The organism is Mesorhizobium sp. SP-1A (genome assembly GCF_032460275.1).
In the GTDB taxonomy this organism is placed as follows: Bacteria; Pseudomonadota; Alphaproteobacteria; order Rhizobiales; family Rhizobiaceae; genus Mesorhizobium.
In genome coordinates this window covers 390882-412028 of record NZ_JAVXZD010000003.1, presented here as the reverse complement: position 1 = coordinate 412028, position 21147 = coordinate 390882, and the positions used below count along the sequence as shown (strand labels likewise).

At 65.9% G+C, this 21147-nt stretch carries 9 protein-coding genes; 7 read left to right on the top strand and 2 right to left on the bottom strand.

The genetic code is table 11. The features are described from left to right. Positions 1-13: 13 nt before the first annotated feature. On the bottom strand, positions 14-5524 hold the full coding sequence (locus QU595_RS16895; protein WP_315923976.1) for an alpha-2-macroglobulin family protein: 5511 nt from the start codon (positions 5522-5524) through the stop codon (positions 14-16). A 280-nt stretch (positions 5525-5804) separates the two neighbouring features. On the opposite strand from QU595_RS16895, the gene QU595_RS16890 reads away from it, so the two are divergent. From QU595_RS16890 to QU595_RS16865, 6 genes are all read left to right on the top strand, one after another. Then, positions 5805-7727, top strand: coding sequence for an autotransporter assembly complex protein TamA (locus tag QU595_RS16890; RefSeq protein ID WP_410000513.1), 1923 nt, complete (start codon positions 5805-5807; stop codon positions 7725-7727). Positions 7728-7729: 2 nt separating this feature from the next. Continuing rightward, positions 7730-11917 carry a translocation/assembly module TamB domain-containing protein gene (locus QU595_RS16885; RefSeq protein ID WP_315923972.1) on the top strand — a complete coding sequence of 1396 codons (4188 nt, stop codon included), beginning with the start codon at positions 7730-7732 and terminating at the stop codon, positions 11915-11917. 338 nt (positions 11918-12255) lie between these two features. Then, positions 12256-13914, top strand: a complete 1659-nt coding sequence (locus QU595_RS16880) for an ABC transporter substrate-binding protein (RefSeq protein WP_315923970.1) — start codon at positions 12256-12258, stop codon at positions 13912-13914. 99 nt (positions 13915-14013) lie between these two features. Then, complete coding sequence (locus tag QU595_RS16875; protein WP_315923968.1) at positions 14014-15048, top strand: ABC transporter permease; 1035 nt, start codon at positions 14014-14016, stop codon at positions 15046-15048. Positions 15049-15060: 12 nt separating this feature from the next. After that, positions 15061-16215, top strand: coding sequence for an ABC transporter permease (locus tag QU595_RS16870; protein WP_315923966.1), 1155 nt, complete (start codon positions 15061-15063; stop codon positions 16213-16215). A 112-nt stretch (positions 16216-16327) separates the two neighbouring features. Beyond that, complete coding sequence (locus QU595_RS16865) at positions 16328-18841, top strand: ABC transporter ATP-binding protein (RefSeq protein ID WP_315923964.1); 2514 nt, start codon at positions 16328-16330, stop codon at positions 18839-18841. 6 nt (positions 18842-18847) lie between these two features. Here QU595_RS16865 and QU595_RS16860 read toward each other — a convergent pair whose 3' ends face one another. Continuing rightward, positions 18848-19441, bottom strand: a complete 594-nt coding sequence (locus tag QU595_RS16860; protein ID WP_315923962.1) for a transglycosylase SLT domain-containing protein — start codon at positions 19439-19441, stop codon at positions 18848-18850. A 140-nt stretch (positions 19442-19581) separates the two neighbouring features. Between QU595_RS16860 and QU595_RS16855 the strand changes: the two genes are divergently transcribed. After that, entirely contained in the window at positions 19582-21120 is a 1539-nt protein-coding gene (locus tag QU595_RS16855; protein WP_315923961.1) for a trimethylamine methyltransferase family protein, read from the top strand. The last annotated feature ends 27 nt before the right edge of the window (positions 21121-21147 follow it).

Below are 21147 nucleotides of genomic sequence, written 5' to 3'. Positions count from 1 at the left end.
ATGAAGGTCTGCCTTACCGCGCCTTCACCTCCATCATGCCAGTGGCGGTGCGGGCCGAATATTGCGGCCGGTACATGTCTTCCACGCTGGCGGCCGGATGCGCATAGACGCCGGGCGTCACCGCGCGCACCACATAGGCCAGCGTCTTGGAGCGGTCGCCGTCGTCCTGGCTGCTTTCGTCGGTGCTTTCGCCGCCGGGGCCGAAGGCGGCGACGAAGCGATCGTCGCGGAACTCGACATGCGCCGGGTTGGTCTGCGCGAGCCATGAGAAGTTTGCGAGCTGTGCACTGGAGACCAGGCTCGGATTGTCGATCTCGAAGCCGGCCGGCAGAAGATCCGTGACCAGAACGCGCTGCGGCCAGTCGTTCAGCTCCTGCACCTTCAGCACCACCACATAGCGCTCGTTCTGCTGCGCTTCGGAGACGTTCGCCTCGCTGCCGTCGAGATGGTAATAGGTGCGCTCGATGGTGAAGCCGTCGCCGCCCGCCGGCAGCGGCTGGACCGGCGCGGCATGGCTGGTGACGACCGCCTGCAGCGCCGACTTGCCGGTGTTGGCGACGGTCACCGGGCTGTCGAGCAGGTCGTTGCCGGACATTTCGGCCGAATAGGCGCCTTCATGCGGCGCGCCGTTGACCGTCAGCGCGATCGCCTCGTTGCCGTTCTTCAGGGCACGCGCCGCAAGCAGCATCCAGGCATTGTCCTGCGTGCTGGTCCAACGCGTGTTGGCCCGCTCGCGGGAGACCATCTTCACCAGTTCCGGCACGATCTTCGGCGCAGGCTTGCTCTCCGCCGCCAGCGCCAGCATCGCGGCCTCGTCGCGGAGCGGCGAACCGTAGTCGGCGCGATAATAGTCGTAGTCGCTGGTCTGGCGGGCAAGCCGGAGGGCCGTATCGAAGGTCGATTCCGCCCGCTGCGCATCCCCATAAAGCGAAAGCGACGCGGCAAGCTGCGCCACCGCCATGGGGCTAGCGAAGGCGTCCAGCTTGGTGTCGGCATAGTAGCGCAGGTCGCCCACCGAAGCCTTCTTGTTGCGGGCCAGCACATAGAGCGCGTAGGCGATCTCGTTGCCCCGGCTCTGCACATCCTGATCGTAGCCCAGCGAGTTCTGGAGATTGGCCAGCGCCTGGCCGACGGCCTCGGCCGGCACCTCGTATTTCGCCTCCCGCGCGCGGGTGAGGAAATCGGTGACATAGGCATCCAGCCACAGATCGCCCGAACCCGGTCCCCACAGGCCGAAGCCGCCGCTGGAGGACTGGTTGTTCAGCACCTTGTAGACGGCCTGCTGGATGCGGTCGTGCAGTTGCGGATCGTCGGCCATGCCGAAGCCCTTGGCCATGTCGTTGACGTAGAGCAGCGGCAGGGCGCGGCTGGTGGTCTGCTCGGCGCAGCCATAGGGATAGCGGTCGAGCGCCATCAAAAGCGAAGGCACGTCGAAGGCGGCGGACTGCGAGACGCCGAGGCTGACGGATGCGCCCTCCAGCAGGCTGGCGGCCAACAGCTCGCGGTCCACGCGCAGCGAAGCTCCGGGCTTCAGGTCCACCACCATGCGCGTGGTGAGCGGAAGCTGGGCCGGGCGGATGGACAGGAACAAGGTCTGCTCGACTTCCGGCCCGCCCTCGCGGGATATCTTGACGGTGACGGAAGCGTCGCCCGCCGCCACAGCGATCAGCGGCACCGTCAGCGACTGCCTTTTGCCGGCGGTGAGCTTCAGCTTGGAAGGCACCGCGTCGTCGCCGACGGTAAGGTCGCCGGTCGCGGTCACGGCGAGATCGTAGTCGCCGTCCGGGGCATCGGTGTTGGCGACGTCGAGCCGCATGACGGAGGAATCGCCCGGCGCCATGAAGCGCGGCAGGCCGGCGGTGACGACGACGGGATCGCGCACGATCACATCGGCCGTCGCGTGGCCGACCGCCTTCTTCGTCCAGGCCACAGCCATCACGCGCACGGTGCCGTTGAATTGCGGGATGTCGAAGGCGACGGTCGTCTTGCCGTCCGGACCCAGTTCGACCGGCCCGGAGAAGAAGGCGACGAGCTTTTCGGTGGGCGGGCTGCCCTGGCTCTGCATGGCGTTGCCGTCGCCGCCGGTGCGCAGCCGGCCGGTGACGCCGAGCGAACCGTCGATCAGGCGGCCGTAGAGGTCGCGCAGTTCCAGCCCCATCATGCGTTGGCCGAAATACCAGCCCTCAGGATCGGGCGCCTTGTAGTTGGTGAGGTTCAATATACCGACATCGACGGCCGCGACCGTGACATAGGCTTTATCTCCGGCCTCCGCGCCGGTCACGGCGACCGGAATCGACAGCGGCTGGCGCGGTTCGGTCTTTTCGGGCGGCGTCAGCGAGACGGCAAGTTTCCTGGCGCCGGGATCGACGGCAAGCCATTTCACGCCGATGGCGCGGGCGGGCATGCGCGACTGCTCGGCATCGCCCGGGCGGAACAGCGTGGCCGTGACATAGGCGCCCGCGCCCCAGTCGTCAGAAACCGGGATATCGACGGTGCCGCCAGCTGCCGGGATGGAAGCGGTGACGGTCTTGAGCAGCCTGTCGGCACCGATCGTGACCAGCAGTTCGCCGGCGAAATGCGGCGACACCTTCAGCCGCGCGACCTCTCCGGCGGCGTAACTGTCCTTGTCCAGCGCGATCTCCAGCGCATCCGGCGTCTCGGTCGAGGTGGCGGAGACATACCAGCCGGCGTCGAACTCGTAGCTGGTGGCCGGACCCTGCGAGTCGGCGGTATCGACCTGGAGCCGGTAGCGGCCCCAGTCCACCGGCAGCGAGATCGTCGCCTCGGCGTCGGCGGCGATGTCGGTGGTGCCGTTGGCCACGGCCTTGGTGAAGGTCACCGGCTCGTAATTCCACGAACCGCCGTTGCGGTACCATTGGTAGTTGCGCTCGACCTTGACCAGCGACCAGGAGGCCCCTTTCAACGCCTCGCGCTTGCCGTCGGGCGCCACCGCTATCAGGCTGAACTTGGCGACCCCGCCCTGCGGCACCTCGTCGCCCGAAAAGTCGGGGCGGATGCCGATCATCTCGCCTTGCGGGCGCACGGCGACGGACAGCGAGCGCTCGACGGCGCGGCCGCCTGCCTCGCGCATGCGAACCGTCACCTTGGCGTTGACGAGCTTGGTGGTGGAGGGGAGTTGGTCGACCGAGACGGGGAAGCTCGCCTTGCCGTCGTCGCCCACCAGCGGCAGGTCGGCCAGCGGCGTGACGGTGGGTTCGGCCGTCTGCTCGTCGGCAAGGCCGAAGACGTAGCCCTTGAAGCGGTCCCAATCGCGCGTGGCCGCCAGCGTCGTCTCGCCTTCCAGCGCAAGTCCGGCTGCCGGCGCGCCGTAGAGGAAGCGCCCGTCCACGGTGATGTTCGCCGTTTCGCCCTGCGCGATCTCCTGCTTGTCGGAGGTCAGGTCGAACTCGATGCGGTCGGGAACGAAATCCTCGACGAGGAACATCTGCGTGGCCACGGCGGGCTGCGTGGGATCGGTATAGACGTTGACCGACCAGGTGCCGCGCATGGCGTTTGATTGCAGCGGTAGTTCGACGGCATGGCCGCCGGCGGCGGTGCCGTCGCTGACCATGCGGCGGTCCTCGACGCCGTCGGGGCGGCTGAAAACGAAGGTGAGCGGCAGGTTTTCGACAGCGTTGGCCGCGTCGTCGCGGGCAAGTGCCGCGACATGGACGGTCTCGCCGGCCCGGTAGATGCCGCGCTCGGTCCAGGCGTAGACGTCGAGCGCGCCGGGCGAAGCGCGGCCGGCGACGCCACGGTCGGACAGGTCGAACCCGGCCTTGGTCATGTCGAGGAAGACGAAGTCCTGATCGCCCTGTCTGGCCATCAGGACGGCCGGCACCAGCCCGCCTTCGCCGCGGGTGAGGCCGGGATTGAAGACGGCGCGGCCCTCGGCGTCGGTGGTGGCGGTGCCGAGAATCTCGTTGTTGCGGGCCAGCAGCGTCAGTTCGGCGTCCCGGATCGGCTTGGCCGAGCCCAGCGAGCGGGCGAAGACGGTAAGGCCGTCCTGTCCCGTATAGGTGGACAGGCCGATATCGGAAACGACGAACCATTGCGTGGCGCGCGAATTCCATTCGTCGCTGCGGTCGTCCACCGGCCGGGCCGTCAGCACATAGACGCCGGGCTTGCGCTGGGGCAGGGCCTCGTCCACCGGGAAGGAGGTCGTCACCTCCTTGTTCAGCTCGTTGGCGATCTCCATGCGACCCTGCCAGACCGGCTCGCCCATCTGGTCGGAGATGTTGGACAGGTCGTAGCCGTTGAGCTGCTTCAGGAACTGGTAGCCGGACAGAAGCTGCGCCAGCGCGCGGTCGCCGACGCGGTAGAGCTTCATCTCGGTGGCGTCCATGTTGACGGTGACGACCGGGATGCCGCGGCGCATGCCGGAAGGCAGGACGAAGCTGTCGCCGGTGAAGCGGGCTGACGGCGCACGATCCTGCACATAGATGGAGAGCACGACGGGTGCGGCGATCACCTCGCCGATCGCCGCCGGCAGACCGGCGCGGAAGGTGACGCTGTAGTGGCGGCCATGCTCCAGCCCTTCGACGCAGATCTGCTTGTCCTTGGCCTCGACGCCCTTGGGCGCTCCGCCGTCGACCGTGACGAACTGGGAATAGTCCATGCCGGTCTTCAGCAGTTCCTCGGAAAATCGCGCGCAGATGCGCGGCGCGCTGGTGTCGGCATCGACGGAATGGTCGACAATGCGAAAACCCTTGCGTGCCTTGAGGTCCTCGTAATCCGTGCGCACGGCCGGCGACGGAACCAGTGCCAGACTGGCCTCATAGGCCTGAAGGGCGGGGCGGTAGAGGTCGCGGCGGTCGAGGCCGGCGGCCAGCAGCGCCAGCGCCTCGGCGCGCGCGCTTGCCGTACGGGTGAACTTGTAGCCGTTGAAGGCGGCCGAAGTGGCGTTGGCCTGGAAGGTCGCCGTCTCCTGCCCGTTCGCCGGCTGGATTGCCAGAATAGCACGGGCGAGCTTCGGCCATAGCGTGCCGTCGTCGGGCATGGCCGAAAGCGCAGCCTCGTATTTCTGCATGGCCGTGCGCTGGTCGCCGGCCTGGGCGGCCAGGTCTGCCTGCTGGACGAGCGCGGAAAGGCCGTCGACAGGGCGCTTGAAGCCGGGTCCGGTGAGATAATTACGGTATTGCTGCGCCTGGTCGGCCATCCAGGCCGGGAAGAAGGCGAGCTCGGGCGGGGCGCCGATGTCCTTTTCCGTGGCCAGCACCGACACCGCCTTGCCCGCCACCGCGCCGGGGAACGGCTTCACGGTGTTGAAATCGGATTTGAGGAAGCACCACTTGGCCTTGGTGTTGTAGGTGAAGGCGCGGCATGAGGGGTCGCCCAGGCAGGCGGTCTTGCACTGGTCAAGCGTGACGTTCTGTTCGGAACGAAGGTCGAAGCCGAAATAGTCGGCGTTGTCGGTGGTGACAATGCGTCGCGCTTCGGCGGCGCCGGCCGTCCGCACGCCCGCAAGCGCGGCCAACAGCACCAGGACAAGCACCGGAAGGAAGCGAGTTGCGCGCATCGTCATTGACCCCTCTCAAACAACGCCGGCCGTGGACCGCCGAACCGCTCTCGCCGGCATGTTCAAGCTTGGGTTGCGCTTGTCAACACCGGCCGGAACCGGTCAGAGCCGTATTTTCCGCCAGTTCCCGCGCTGGCGTGAACCCGGATTCATCACGCTTTCTTTCACCTTTGAAAAGGAGTGTGAATTCCATCGGGGCCGGGATTCAGACAATTGGAACGTGGCTCCTTTACGGCTGTTTCACAAGTTGACTGCAATTTTAGCTTTTGCAAGCTAGGGTAGGTGTATGCCTGCGGCGCGTACAAGGAGTATCGTGAAGGGAGTTGCGCATGGACGCAGCCTTTCGCGCATCCTCCTTCTGGCGCTGGCCTGCACGGGCGCGCTCGCGGGCGTACGCGAGGCAGCGGCCTTCGAGATCTTCGGCATCAAGCTTTGGGGATCCTCGGAAGAGGGAAACGACATCGTCGATCCCTTGCGCTATTCGGTCACCATAGAGGCGCCGGACGCGGAACCCGAGCTCAAGAAGGCCCTTGAGAACGCATCGACCCTGAAGGCCGACGAAGACAAACCCGTTTCAGGTTCCCTCGGCCTTCTCGCCAAGGCGCGGGCGGAGCGCCAGCAACTCGTCTCGACCCTCTACGAGAACGCCTATTACGAGGGCGTGGTGGACATCGCCATCCAGGGCAGGTCGCTGGACGATCTTCCGCCCGACGCTGAATTCAAGGGGCCGCAGCCGATCCCGGTGACGGTGACGGTCAACGCGGCAAGGAAGTTCACGCTGGGCAATATCCGGCTGAAAGGCGATGCCGCCGGCCTGATGGGCGCCGACTACGGCCTGATCGCGGGCGGAGACGCCGGGTCCGGCGCGGTCCTGAAAGCCGAGGCCGCGATCGTGCGCGCGCTGAAGGAGGAGGGCAGGCCGCTGGCCAAGGTCACGGACCGCGAGATCGTGGCCGATCATGCGAGTTCGACCCTCGACGTGACGCTCACCGTCGCGGCCGGCCCGGTGGCCGGCTACGGCGAGACGGATGTCCAAGGCACGAAAGATGTCGATCGCGATTTCACCGCCTACATGACCGGCCTGAAGCGGGGGCAGACCTATTCGCCCAAGGAGGTCGACGCGGCGCGCGAGAGGCTTCTGGGGCTGGAGGTGTTCAACAGCGTGACGGTGCGCGAGGCCGACAAGCTCGACGCGCAGGGCAATATTCCCATCGACGTCAACGTCACGGAGCGCAAGCCGCGTTATTTCGGCGTCGGCGGCACCTATTCCAACATCGACGGCCTCGGCGTCGAAGGCTATTGGGGCCACCGCAACCTGTTCGGCCGCGCCGAGAAACTGCGCATCGACGGCGCGATCAGCGGCATCGGGGCCAATTCGATCAGCGCGCTCAACTACAATGCCGGCATCATGTTCGAGAAGCCGGGCGTGCTGGGGCCGTCGTCGAAATTCTTCTCGAACCTCAAGGCGGTCTACGAGCATCCGGACGCCTATGACAGTTTCTCGGTCAAGGGCGACGTCGGCCTGTCCTACGAGTTGTCGCGCTACCAGACCGTCTCGGCCGCGTTCGCGCTGGACTATTCGAAGATCACCGACGTGTTCGGCAAGCATGACTACCTGATCGCCTCGGTGCCGCTGCAATATGTCTTCGACAACCGCGACAACCGGCTGAACCCGACCAAGGGCTTCAGGTTCCTGGCCTTCGCCGAGCCGAGCTACGACATCCTCAACGGAAACACCTTCGTCAAGTTCAAGGGCGAGGGTTCGGCCTACCAGGCGCTGGACGATGCGTCCAAGTTCGTGCTCGCGGGCCGCGTGGCGGCCGGCTCGATCGTCGGCACCTCGCTGGGGAACGTGCCCGCCGACCGGCGCTTCTATGTCGGCGGCGGCGGTTCGGTGCGCGGCTACGGCTATCAGGGCATCGGCCCGAAGGTCAACGGTACGCCGACGGGCGGCCTTGCCTATTTCGAAACTTCGGCGGAGATGCGCATCGCCATGACCGACACGATCGGCATCGTGCCGTTCGTGGATGCCGGCTCTGTTTCGACGAGCAGCATGCCGACATTCTCGAACATGAAGGTCGGCGCGGGCGTGGGCCTGCGCTATCTCACGCCGTTCGGGCCGCTGCGGGTCGACGCCGCAGTGCCGCTCAACCGCGATCCGGGCGATCCTCGCTTCGGCATCTATGCCGGCATCGGACAGGCGTTCTGACCATGATGCGCATCGTCCGGCGCGTCATGCGCGTGCTTTTCTATCTGGTGCTCGTCGTGGCGGCGGCCGGCCTCGGCGCGCTGGTGGTGCTGACGACGCCGGAGCGCGGCCGCGAAAACCTCGCCGGCATCATCTCGAGCCTCGCTTCTAGCCCGGAACGCAAGGTCGAGATCGGCGGCATCAGCGGGATATGGTCGGGGGCCTTGCGTCTCGATCATGTCGTGGTCGCGGACAAGGCCGGCCCGTGGCTGGTGCTGCGCAACGTCGCGGTGGACTGGTCGCCGACTGCGCTGTTGGGAAAGACCTTCCGTGCCGAACGCGTGGCGGCCGGGCGCATCGAACTGGCGCGCCTGCCGCAGCAGGAACCGCAGAAGCGGGTCGAGCAGCCCAGCGGGTCTTTCACCTTGCCCATATCGGTCGACATCCAGCAGATCGACCTGCCTGACATCGCGCTCGGCGAGGCGCTGGCCGGCGCCGGCATAGCCGAACTTGCCGCGAAGGGAACATTGTCAGCCAAGGCCTCGCCGCTGGCCATCGCGACAGATCTCGACGTTTCGCGGCGCGACGGAAAGCAGGGCAATGTCACGGCCAAGGTGCATTTCGCGCCGGCCGACAACCGCCTCGACCTCGACGTGAAGGCGTCGGAACCGGACGGCGGCATCCTCGCCAACCTGCTCAAGCTGCCGGGCGCGCCTGCGGTGGATATCACGCTGGCCGGCAGCGGCCCGCTGGCCGACTGGAACGGCACCGGCAATTTTTCCATCGACGGGCAGGTGGTCACGCAGATTTCCGGCCGCCACCAGTTCACCGACAAGGGCAACCGCATCGAGGTCAAGGGCGACGGCGATTTCGCGCGCTTCGTGCCGGAGCGGGTAAAGCCGCTGCTGGCCGGCAAGGTCGATTTCGACATGGCCGGCACGGCGACCAGCGCCGGCGGAGTGGAGATCGAACATGCGACGGTGCAGAGCAGTGCCCTGCACGGCGCCGCAAAGGGCAGCATCAACCCTGCGGGCGCGAGCGACTTCGCGCTGGAGTTCACATCGGTGGGGCCGACCTTGCCGCTCTCCTTCGGCAGCAAGGAAAGCCCGATCGATATCGACCTGAAATCGGCATCGCTGCGGGCCTTGGGCGAGGGACGGAGCCCGGCGGTCGACATCGCGGTCACGGCGACGAAGGTCGCCACCAACGTCACCAAGGTCGAGAACCTGGCCGTGGCATTGCATTCCGATGCCTTCGACATCGAGAGCAGGACCGGCCCGATTTCCGGCACGGCCACAGCGGAAAAGATCGGCCTCGACAATCCTACCGTTGCGCCGCTGATCGCCGGCAAGGTGGCGACCAAGGTCGTCGGCAAGCTGGAGAAGGACAAGATCGTCGTCGACAGCGGCTCGATCCAGTCCGACGCGCTCAAGGGCGGCTTCGACGGAAGCGTTTCGCTGGCCGACGGTTCGATCGAGCTGAACGTCAAAGCGGACGCCGCCTCCGCCGCGCTCCCGGCTCCCGCGCGCCCGGTGCTGGGCGAGCGCACCGTTCTTTCGGCGGCTCTCAAGCGCGATTCCGGCGGCAATGTCAGCGCCGATTCCGTCGAGCTTTCCTCCGGCGCCGTCTCTGCCAGCGGCACCGCGCGCCTGAGCGACGGCCAGTTCACGGCCGATCTCAAGGGCGCGCTGGCCGACCTCTCCTTGCTGTCCAAGGACGCCAGGGGCGCAATCAACCTGTCGGTGCAGGCGCAAGGCGCGATGGCCGCTCCGGATGTTTCCCTGACCGTCGAGAGCGGCAAGCTTTCCGTGGCGAACCGCGAGATCACCGGCCTGAAGCTGGATGCGCAGGGCCGCATGGACATCGCCAACCCCGCCGCCACGGTTTCGCTGACCGGCGACGTGGCGGGGCAGCCGCTGAAGGGCAACGCCGTGCTGAAGACGGCCGACGGCAGGCGCGAAGTGCAGGGGCTTGCGCTGTCGCTCGGGCAGAACCAGGTTTCCGGCGACCTGACGCTGGACGAGGCCTTCCTGCCGGACGGCACGGTGACGTTCAAGCTTCCCGACATCGGGCCGCTTGCGGCGCTGGCGCTCGAGAAGGCGGAGGGCGACGTCAACGGAACGGTGCGCTTCTACAAGGAGAGCGGCGTTCCCCAGGTGGCCCTGAAGGCAGCCGCAGGCTCCATCAGGCGCGGCGAGCTTTCGGTGAAGAAAGCCACTGTCGATGCGCTCGTGGCGAACTATGCGGCGGCGCCGGCGATCTCCGGAACGATCCGCGCCGACGGCGTGACCTCCGGCGGGACGGCCATCACCGGCATAGCCGTCGATCTCAAGCGCGACGGCGACTGGACCGCCTTTTCCGGCGGCGCGACGGTCAAGGATATCCCGGCGAGGGCCGAGGGCCGGGTGAAGCTGGCCGACGGAACCACCACGGTGGAGCTCAAATCCGGCCAGGCGACGTTCCGCGGCGTCAAGGCGGCGATCTCGCAGGCCTCGACCATCACCATCGCCAACGGCGTGACGCAGCTCGACAAGCTCGCCGTCGGCATCGGCGGCGGCACGGCGACCGTGTCCGGCACGGCCGGCGAGAAGCTGGACCTCGACGTCAGGCTTTCCTCGGTGCCCGTTTCCGTGGCGAACGGTTTCGCGCCGGGGCTGGACGCGGCCGGTACGGTCTCGGGAACGGTGAAGGTGAGCGGCGCCGCGGCCAACCCGGCGGTCGCCTTTGACATCAACGGCTCCGGCATCCAGACCTCGCAGACGCGCGGCGCGGGCCTGCGCGCCTTCGGCGTCAAGTCGTCCGGCAATTTCGCCTCCAACAAGCTGAACCTCGACGCCAATCTCAGCGAAGGTTCCGGGCTCGCGCTCAAGATCGGCGGCTCGGTGACCACCGCGGGCACGCCGCAGCTCGGGCTCGACATCAACGGCGCGGTGCCGTTCGGCTTCCTGGCGGGCAAGCTGGCGGAGCAGGGCCTGTCGCTCAGCGGCACGGCCAATGTCGCCATGCAGGTGCGCGGCGCCGCCACGCAGCCGGTCATCGGCGGCACGGTCCGGACTTCCGGCGCACGCTTCGTGGACGCGAAATCCGGACTTGCCGTCAACAACCTCCAGGCAGAGGTGACGATGGGCAATGGCGTCGCCACGATCAGCCGGCTGACCGGCACGCTCTCGACGCGCGGCACGCTGAGCGCGAGCGGCACGGTGGGCATTGATCCGGCCAAGGGTTTTCCTGCCGACCTCAGCATCAAGCTGGTCGACGGGCGCTACACCGACGGCAGCGTGGTGACGGCCAATCTGTCCGGCGACCTTGCCATCAAGGGACCGCTGACCTCGGCCGCCGTCATCTCCGGCACGGTCAATCTCGCCAGGACGGTGATCACCGTACCGGACAAGCTGCCGGGCTCGCTGTCCGCGCTGGACGTCAAGCACAAGAACGCGCCGGCCGCCGTGCGCGCGCAGGATCGGGCGCTCAATCCAAGCCAGGGCGCCAAGAGCGGCGGCAATGGCGGCGGGCTCGGTCTCGACATCACGGTGCGCGCGCCCAACCAGATCTTCGTGCAAGGGCGCGGCCTCGATGCCGAGCTGGGCGGAACGCTGAAGCTCACCGGTCCGGCGTCGTCGCCGCAGGCGGTGGGGCAGTTCACGCTGCAACGCGGCCGGCTGGCGCTGCTCGGCAAGCGGCTGACCTTCACCGAAGGCACGCTCACCTTCGCCGGCTCGCTGGTGCCCTACCTGAACATGACGGCACAATCGAGCGCGAACGACGCCACGGTGACGGTCACCGTGGTGGGAGACGCGACCAACCCGAAATTCAACTTCTCCTCGGTGCCGGCCCTGCCGGAGGACGAGGTCCTGGCGAGGCTGATCTTCGGCCGCGCCATGTCGAGCCTGTCGCCGCTGCAGATCGCGCAGCTCGCCGATGCCGCGGCCACGCTCGCCGGCGCGGGCGGTTCGTCCTCGCTGCTCAACAAGCTGCGCAACGGCCTGGGCGTGGACGACCTCGACGTGACGACGGACGAAAAGGGCGGCACCTCGGTTTCGGCCGGCAAATATCTCAACGACCGCACCTATCTCAGCATCCAGAAGGGCGACAAGCCCGGTTCGGGCAAGGCGCGGATCGATCTCGACGTGGGGCGCGGGCTGAAGCTGCGCGGCGAGGCTTCCGATGCCGGCGAGGCGAAGGGCGGCATCTTCTACGAAAAGGAATACTAGGCCGCGCGCCGATGCCAGCGCGGGGGCCGTGGATCCGGTCTTGTGCCGTCCGGTCGGCGGCCGATTCGAAGATCGGCCGCCAGCCAGCCGCAAACGGCCCCCGGGCCGCCCGGGAGCCGGTGTCGGGCCGGCGTGGTCCAATCGATATCGGCATTTTGGACGAATCGTCAGCGGGTTAGCGATTTTGCGTCATACAGGTCGCAATCTCGCTAATCGTATGGCTGACAACGTTGCACATTTCCGATCGCAATCCCTTCAGGGCAGTCTTTGACATGGGGCAGCGGATGCGGAATGCTAAAAGGCCGAAGAGCCAATAACGGGAGCAACGGGAGATAGTCATGCGTTTCTACAGGAGTAATAGCAACGAAGTGCCGGCCGTCGTTGAAGAACTCGCGGCCTGTGCCCGGGCGGGCAAGATGGATCGCCGCGAATTTCTCGCCATAGCCAGCGTCATGGGCGCCTCCACCGCAATGGCCTACGGCATGATCGGACTGGCGGCGCCGACCAGGGCCCAAGCGGCCGAGACGCCGAAAAAGGGTGGCGTGCTGCGCTGCGCCATGCCGGTGAAGGCGCAGAAGGATCCGCGCAGCTACGACTGGTCCGAACTGGCCAACACCACGCGCACCTTCCTCGAACCGCTGGTGAAGTACACTCCGGACTACACGTTCCAGCCGATGCTGCTCGAAAGCTGGGAGCTCAACGACGACGCCACCGAATATGTGCTGCATGTGCGCAAGGGCGTGACCTGGAACAATGGCGACCAGTTCAACGCCGACGACGTGATGTTCAACCTGATCCGCTGGTGCGACAAGAAGGCCGAAGGCAACTCCATGGCCGCGCGCATGGGCGGCATGGTCGACCCGAAGACCGGCAAGGCGGCCGACGGCGCCATCACCAAGGTCGACGACTACACGATCAAGCTCAAGCTTCCGTCTTCCGACATCTCCATCATCCCGAATTTCGCCGACTATCCGGGCCTGGTGCTGCACCGCGACTTCGAGAAGAACGGCTCCGACATCGTCAAGCACCCGGTCGGCACCGGCGCGTTCGAGCTGGTGTCCTACGACGTCGGCTCCAAGGTGGTCACGAAGCGCCGTGAGAACGGCAAGTGGTGGGGCGGCGAGGCCTATCTCGACGGCGTCGAGTACATCGACTACGGCAACGATTTCAACGCGGTCGTCAATGCCTACGAAGCCGGCGAGATCGACACCAACCACCAGACCATGGCCGAGTTCATCGACATCCTCGACGGTATGGGCCTAGTGAAGTCGGAAGCCAAGACCTCGACGACGATCGTGGCGCGCACCAATGTCGGGCACAAGCCCTATGACGACCAGAAGGTGCGCAACGCTTTGCAGATGGCGGTGGACAACGCCACGGTGCTACAACTCGGCTACAACAATCTGGGCACCGTGGGCGAGAACCACCATGTCTGCCCGATCCACCCGGAATATTACGAGCTGCCCAAGAAGAGCCGCGATATCGAGGGCGCCAAGAAGCTGATGACCGAAGCCGGCCAGATGGACTTCGAGCACGAGCTGATCTCGGTGGACGAGGATTGGCACAAGAACACCGGGGACGCGATAGCGGCTCAGCTGCGCGAGGCCGGCATCAAGGTCAAGCGCACCATCCTGCCCGGCTCGACCTTCTGGAACGACTGGACGAAATATCCGTATTCGACCACCAACTGGAACATGCGCCCGCTCGGCGTGCAGGTTCTGGCGCTGGGCTACACCAGCGGCGCGGCGTGGAACGAGTCCGGCTATGCCAATCCCGAGTTCGACAAGAAGCTCAACGAAGCCCTCGCCATCGCCGATCCGGAGAAGCGCAAAGCCGTGATGAAGGACGTGGAGCAGATCCTGCAGGATTCCGGCGTCATCATCCAGCCGTTCTGGCTGTCGCTCTACCATCACTCGACGAAGAAGGTGAAGGACAACCCGATGCATCCCACCTTCGAGGACAATTACGAGAAGGTCTGGCTCGATCCGGACGCCTGAGTGCAGATGCCGTCGTCACAAGACGACCGTAGGGGAGCCGATCCGGCTCCCCGCTTTCCTGATTTTCCGACGTAAGACCCGCCTCGAGGAGGGGCCACGGTGATATCATTCATATTGCGGCGCCTGGGCGTCATGGTCCTGACCATGATCTGCCTGACGCTGGTCGTTTTCTTTCTCGTGAATCTGGAGCCGAACCTGAAGAAACTCGCCCTGGCGCAGACCAACAGCCGCGCCAGCCAGACCGAGATCGACAGCTGGCTCGACCGCTTCGGATATCGCGACCCGTTCCTGAAACGCTATGCGGCGTGGATCGGCGTCTGGCCGAAACAACCGGCTCGCGACGAGAACGGCAACCCGATTGCCCGCTTCAACTATTGCGGCGAAGCTGCGACGCCGCAATTCTCCGGCGTGCTGCAAGGCGATTTCGGCTGCTCGACCAAGTTCCGCACCAAGGTCGCCGCCAAGCTGTTCCCGGCACTGAAGGCCACCGCGATCCTGATGTTCTGGGTGATGGTGTGCATGATACCGAGCGCGCTGCTGATCGGGGTGCTGGCCGGAATGCGGGAGGGATCCCGAACGGACCGGTCGCTATCGGTGGTGTCCATCGCCACCACGGCCACGCCGGAATATGTCTCGGGCGTCATCTTCACCGTCGTCTTCGCCACCTGGCTCGGCTGGCTGAACGGTTCGGCTGCGAGCGCGACTTTCCAGGGCATCACCTTCACCAATTTCGCGCTGCCGGTGATGACGCTGGCGATCTACGGCATGGGCTACATCGCGCGCATGACGCGCGCCTCCATGGTCGAGGTGATGACGGCGCAATATATCCGCACGGCGCGGCTCAAGGGACTCTCCTTCGGCGCCGTGATCATCAAGCACGCGCTGCGCAACGCGCTGATCGCGCCCTTCACCGTCATCATGCTGCAGTTCCCCTGGCTGCTGACCGGCGTCGTGGTGGTGGAGATCATGTTCCGCTACCAGGGCTTCGGCTACACGCTGGTGGAGGCGGCCGGCAACAACGACATCGATCTCCTGCTCGGCTGCTCGCTGGTGTCGGTGTTCATCGTTCTCATCACGCAACTCATCTCGGACGTGGGATATGCCTATCTCAACCCGCGCATCCGGGTTCAGTAGAAGGGGGACGCCATGCAATATCTCTCGGTCCCCGACATCTTGCTGCACATCCTGGTCTACCGGCTCTGGCCGGTATGGCTGGCGCTGGCGGTGGTGATGGGGCTCAGCTACCGCTTCCGCAAGTCGCTCGGCCTCTACGGCCAGCTCTACGAAACCAGCGTGGGCATCGCCGGCATCTTCATCCTGGGGTTCTGGCTCTTCGCGGCGATCTTCTCGCGCTACATCTCGCCCTTCAACCCGCTGGAACAGATCGCGGTGATGAAGAACGCTCTGCCCGGCGCCATCGAGCCGACCAGCGGAGAGGCCTATCTGCTCGGCGGCGACAAGCTTGCGCGCGACGTGTTCAGCCGGGTGATCGACGGCAGCCGCGTGGTGCTTTTGATCGCGCCGCTGGCCACGCTTGTGGCGCTGACCGTCGGCATCACGCTCGGCCTGCCCGCCGGCTATTTCGGCAGGAAGACGGATTCGCTGCTCTCCTTCCTGGCCAATCTGGTGCTGGCCTTCCCGGTCATCCTCCTGTTCTACCTGCTGGTTTCGCCGGAGATCATGGAGACGGGGCTTCCACGGGTGACGGCGGGCGTGTTCTTCGCCTTCCCGGTGATCCTGGGGGTGCTGGCCTTCTTCACCAGATATTCGGGAAGGCCGCTGCTGCTGGCCGTGCAAATGCTGGTTGTCCTGGCCATCAGCTACTGGCTCTATTCCACCTTCATGTTCTATCGCGACCCGCTCGGGCTGATCCAGGTGACGCCCAGCGTGCTGAACATCTTCGTGGCCGTGGTCTTCGCATCCTCACCCGGCGTGTTCCGCATCGTGCGGGGCCTGACCATGGACATCAAGACGCGCGACTATGTGGCGGCCGCCCAGACACGCGGCGAGAACCCGTGGTACATCATGTTCTGGGAAGTGCTGCCCAACGCGCGCGGGCCGCTGATCGTCGATGCGTGCCTGCGCATCGGCTATACCACGATCCTACTCGGCACGCTGGGCTTCTTCGGCCTCGGCATGCCGCCCGAAAGCCCGGACTGGGGCACTACCATCAAGGACGCGAGCCAACTGCTGCGCGCCTATGTGCATCCAGCCCTGCCGCCGGCGATCGCCCTGATGTCCTTCGTGCTCGGGCTCAACCTGCTTGCGGACGCGCTGCGCGAGCAATCGCTGAAGGATTGAAACCAGGCGGCGGTTACCGAACCGAGACCGCCGCCATATGTTCTATCGAGGCATCGGCCCCGTGCGCACCCGCCGAACGGGAGCTATGCCTAGCCAAGGACTGGAACGACCCATGAACGAGGCAGTTCGAAATCCCGCCAAGGCGACCGACGGACCGATCATCGAGATCGAGAACCTGTCCATCTCCTTCTTCACCCGCAAGGGCGAGATCCCGGCCGTGATGGACTTTTCCTGCACGGTGATGCCGGGAGAAGCCATGGGCATCGTCGGCGAAAGCGGCTGCGGCAAGTCCACCGTGTCGCTCGGCATCATGCGGGACCTGTCCAATATCGGCAAGATCGTCGGCGGCCGCATCCTGTTCAAGGGCCGCGACATGGGCGAGTTGAGCGAGGAGGAACTGCGCTCCATTCGCGGCAACGAGATCGCCATGATCTACCAGGAGCCGATGGCCAGCCTGAACCCGGCCATGAAGATCGGCCAGCAGCTCATGGAAGTGCCGCTGCTGCACGACAAGGTCTCCAAGGAGGAGGCCTACAGGCGCGCGCTGGAGATGGTGCGCGCGGTGAAGCTGCCCGATCCGGAGCGCATGATGCGCTCTTTCCCGCACCAGCTTTCGGGCGGCCAGCAACAGCGCATCGTGATCGCCATGGCGCTTCTGTCCAACCCGGCCCTGCTGCTGCTGGACGAACCCACCACGGCGCTCGACGTGACGGTCGAGGCCGGCATCGTCGAACTGGTGAAGGGGCTCGGCAAGCAGTTCGGCACGTCGATGATCTTCGTGTCGCACAATCTCGGCCTGATCCTGGAGACCTGCGACCGGATCACGGTGATGTACTCCGGCGAGGCGGTCGAGACCGGCAAGATCACGGACGTGTTCGACCGTATGCGCCATCCCTATACGCAGGGGCTGTTCCGTTCGATCCCGTTACCGGGCGCTGACAAGAACGAGCGGCCGCTGATCGCCATTCCCGGCCAGCTTCCATTGCCGCAGGAGCGGCCCATGGGCTGCAATTTCGGCCCGCGCTGCCATCATTTCGTGGACGGCGTGTGCAACGTCGCCGAGATTCCGATGATCCCGGTCGAAGGGCATGAGGGACATTTCTCGCGCTGCGTGCGGTTCAACGAGATCGACTGGAACGCGCTGCCGCCCGGTGCAAAGAAGGAGAAGGAGCCGATCGTGCCGGGCAAGCCGGTGCTGAAGGTCGACCATCTGAAGAAATACTACCAGGTTGGCGCGGGCGGCGTCTTCGGCGGCGGCGAGGGCCGCACCGTGAAGGCCAACGAGACCATCACTTTCGACGCCCGCGAGTCCGAGACGGTGGCCATCGTGGGCGAAAGCGGCTGCGGCAAGTCCACCCTGGCCAAGGTTCTGCTCGGGCTGGAAACGGCGAGTTCCGGCAAGGTCACGCTGGGCAATGTCGAGATCCAGGGCACGGGCGTGGAAGGGCGCGACGTGCAGACCGTCTCGGCCATCCAGATGGTGTTCCAGAACCCCTTCGATACGCTGAACCCCAGCCACACCGTCGGCGCGCAGATCATCCGCACGCTGGAGAAGTTCAAGGTCGGCGCGAACCCGGCCGAGCGGCGCCAGCGCATGCTGGAGCTTCTCGATTTGGTGAAGCTGCCGCGCGCCTTCGCGGAGCGCAAGCCGCGCCAGCTTTCAGGCGGCCAGAAGCAGCGCATAGGCGTCGCCCGCGCTTTCGCCGGCGATGCCAAGGTGGTTGTGGCCGACGAGCCGGTCTCGGCGCTCGACGTGTCGGTGCAGGCGGCGGTGACCGAACTCTTGATGGACATCCAGCGGCGCAACCAGACCACGCTTTTGTTCATCAGCCACGATCTTTCCGTGGTCCGCTACATCGCCGACCGCGTGGTGGTCATGTATCTCGGCCATATCGTGGAGCAGGGCACGACCGACCAGATCTTCTCGCCGCCGTATCATCCCTATACCGAGGCGCTGCTCTCGGCGATTCCCATTGCCGACACCTCGGTGGTGAAGAAGAACATCGTGCTGGAGGGCGACATTCCCTCGGCCATGAATCCGCCCAGCGGCTGCCCGTTCCAGACCCGGTGCCGCTACAAGCATCTCGTGCCGGACAATCTGTGCGAGACGAAACTGCCGCCGCTCAAGGATCTCGGCGGCGGGCATATGAGCCTGTGCTGGCTGTCCGACGAGGTGCTGGCCAGGATGGAGCCGGTGATCCGCTTCGACAAGGAAAAGGTCGCATCGGAAGGCGTGCCGGACGATGCGCTTTCGGGCGCGGCAGCCGAGATCGACGACCGCCCCGCCGACGAGCCGGCAGCCTATGAGGAGCCGAAGCGGCCGCGCGGCAAACGGGCCGCGCCGGCGGCCGGCAATCTGGGGGCATCGGCCGAGGAGGAGGAAGCGCGTGCGCGCGCCCGCCGCCACGAACGCAGCGACGCGGCCTCCGAAGGCGATTTCCCGCGCGACGAGAATTCGACGCTGGAGCCGTTCACGCCGCCGAGCCTCGGCGACGGCCGCCAGGCGCTGGACGAGGACGCGCCGTCCGCCTTCGAGCCGACCGAGCCGGAAAACGAAGCCAAGGCCCGGAAGAGCGCTGTAAAGAAGGGCAAGGCAAAGACGGGCAGGGCACCGAGGAAGAAGTAGCGCGTCCTACCCGCCGCACTGCTGGAGCTGGGCCCCGTAGCGCCGCGCCATCTGGTCGGTGGCGCGCGCGTAGTTCTGTACGCCCGAATTGCTGCGCCAGGAGCCGCGTTTATAGGCGTTCCAGCCCATATAGTAGGCCAGATACAGGTTGAACGTGTCGGTGGGGGCCACGCCGTAGCCGGCGACCGTCTTGGCGTGATACCAGCCGACGAAGTCGATGGCGTCGGCGAAGTTCGAGCGGCGCGCGGTGAAATTGCCGCTTTCGCGGATATATTGCGACCATGTGCCGTCGAGCGCCTGCGAGAAGCCGTAGGCGCTGGACTGCCGCTTCCACGGAATAAAGCCGAACAATGTGGTGCGCGGCGGCCGCGCATTGCTCTTGAAACCGGATTCCTTGCGCACCGTGGCCATCAGCACCGGCACGGGGACGCCATATTTGCGTTCCGTGCTTTCGGCGGCCGAGCGCCAGTTGTTGAACCAGCCGTCGCGCTGGTCGAATACCGCGCAGACATCGTTGATGTGCGACGGTGCTGTCGCACAGGCCGAAAGCGACAGAACGAGGCCGATCGCTAAAACTCGACTAAAATTGACGCGGTACATGTCGCCAGCTTTAGCGATGAATCATAAAAGGAGTCTTGCCGGCCTCCTTAACCATTGCGGCTGTCCGAAGGCGAGAATCCCGTCCGCGCGCGGCGCATTTCTTGCAGACCGTACGCCCAAGCGGAGCTTTGATACGGGGCATGACCGAGCACCGCAGCCGCCGCAGCACCGAGCGCGCCCGTTCACGGGCGGCAACCGGCATTCCGCAATTGCCCCTGCGGCATGTGGAAAATCCCTATCCGCCGATGGAACTGTTGTCGGCGGACCAGGTCGAGGCGATCCATGCCGCCTCCATGCGCATATTGGAGGAGTTCGGCATCGAGGTGATGAGCGCGCATGCGCTCTCCCTGTTCGAGCAGGCGGGAGCCGAAGTCGATCACGCCACGTCGACGGTGCGCGTCGACCGGGACCTGCTGGCCGAGGCGCTGAGGCCCGCCCCGCCGATCTTTGCGCTCACCCCACGCAACCCGGCGCATCGGGTCCGTCTCGGCGGCAACGGCATCAATTTCACGCTGGTTGCCGGGCCGCCCAATGTGCACGACATGGAGCGCGGACGGCGCGCCGGCAACTTCCGCGACTATTGCGATCTCGTAAGGCTGGCGCAGCATTTCAACTGCATTCACATGCTGGGCAACCAGGTCTGCGCGCCCGTCGAGATGCCGGCCAATACGCGCCATCTCGACACCTACCTCGCCAATCTGACGCTGACCGACAAGGCGTTCCATGTCTCGGCCATCGGCCGGGGCAGGGCGCTGGACGGCATCCGCATGATGGCGATCTCGCGCGGCTTGACGTTGGAGCAGCTTGCCGCCGATCCGGGCGTCACCACCATCATTTCCGTCAACTCGCCGCGACGCTTCGACGAGCAGATGGCGGAAGGGCTGATCGCCATGGCCGAACACGGCCAGCCGGTCTGCATCACGCCCTTTACCCTGATGGGCGCGATGAGCCCAGTGACGCTGGCCGGCGCGCTGGCGCAGCAGAACGCGGAGGCGCTGTTCGGCGCGATGCTGGCGCAACTCGTGCGGCCGGGCACGCCGGTGCTCTACGGCGCCTTCACCTCCAATGTGGACATGAAGTCCGGCGCGCCCGCCTTCGGCACGCCCGAAAACACCAAGGCCAATATCGCCTCCGGCCAACTCGCGCGGCGCTACCGCCTGCCTTATCGCACCACGCCGGGCTCGGCCTCGAATGCCGCCGACGCTCAGGGCGCCTATGAGACTCTGATGGCGCTCTGGGGCGCGGTGCTCGGCCACGCCAATCTGGTCTATCACGCCGCCGGCTGGCAGGAAGGCGGGCTGACAGCGAGTTTCGAGAAGCTGGTGATCGACGTGGAGATGATCCAGCACATGATGGAGTTCCTGCGCCCCATCGAGGTCGATGAGGGCGAACTGGCGCTGGACGCGCTCGCCCATGTGCCGACCGGAGGCCACTTCTTCGGCGAGCCGCACACGCTGGAGCGCTACTCCACCGCCTTCTACCAGCCGATCCTGTCCAACTGGCAGAATTTCGAAGCCTGGCAGGAGGTCGGTGGACTTGATGCGACCGCGCGGGCCACGCGGCTCTGGAAAAAGGCGCTGGAAGAGTACCGCCAGCCGGAGATGGACGCTTCCGTGCGCGAGGAACTCGAGGCCTATGTGGCCCGGCGCAGGCTGGAGATCGGCGCCGGCGAGCCATAAGCCCGCCGGCTGCTCCCTTCCGTTTCG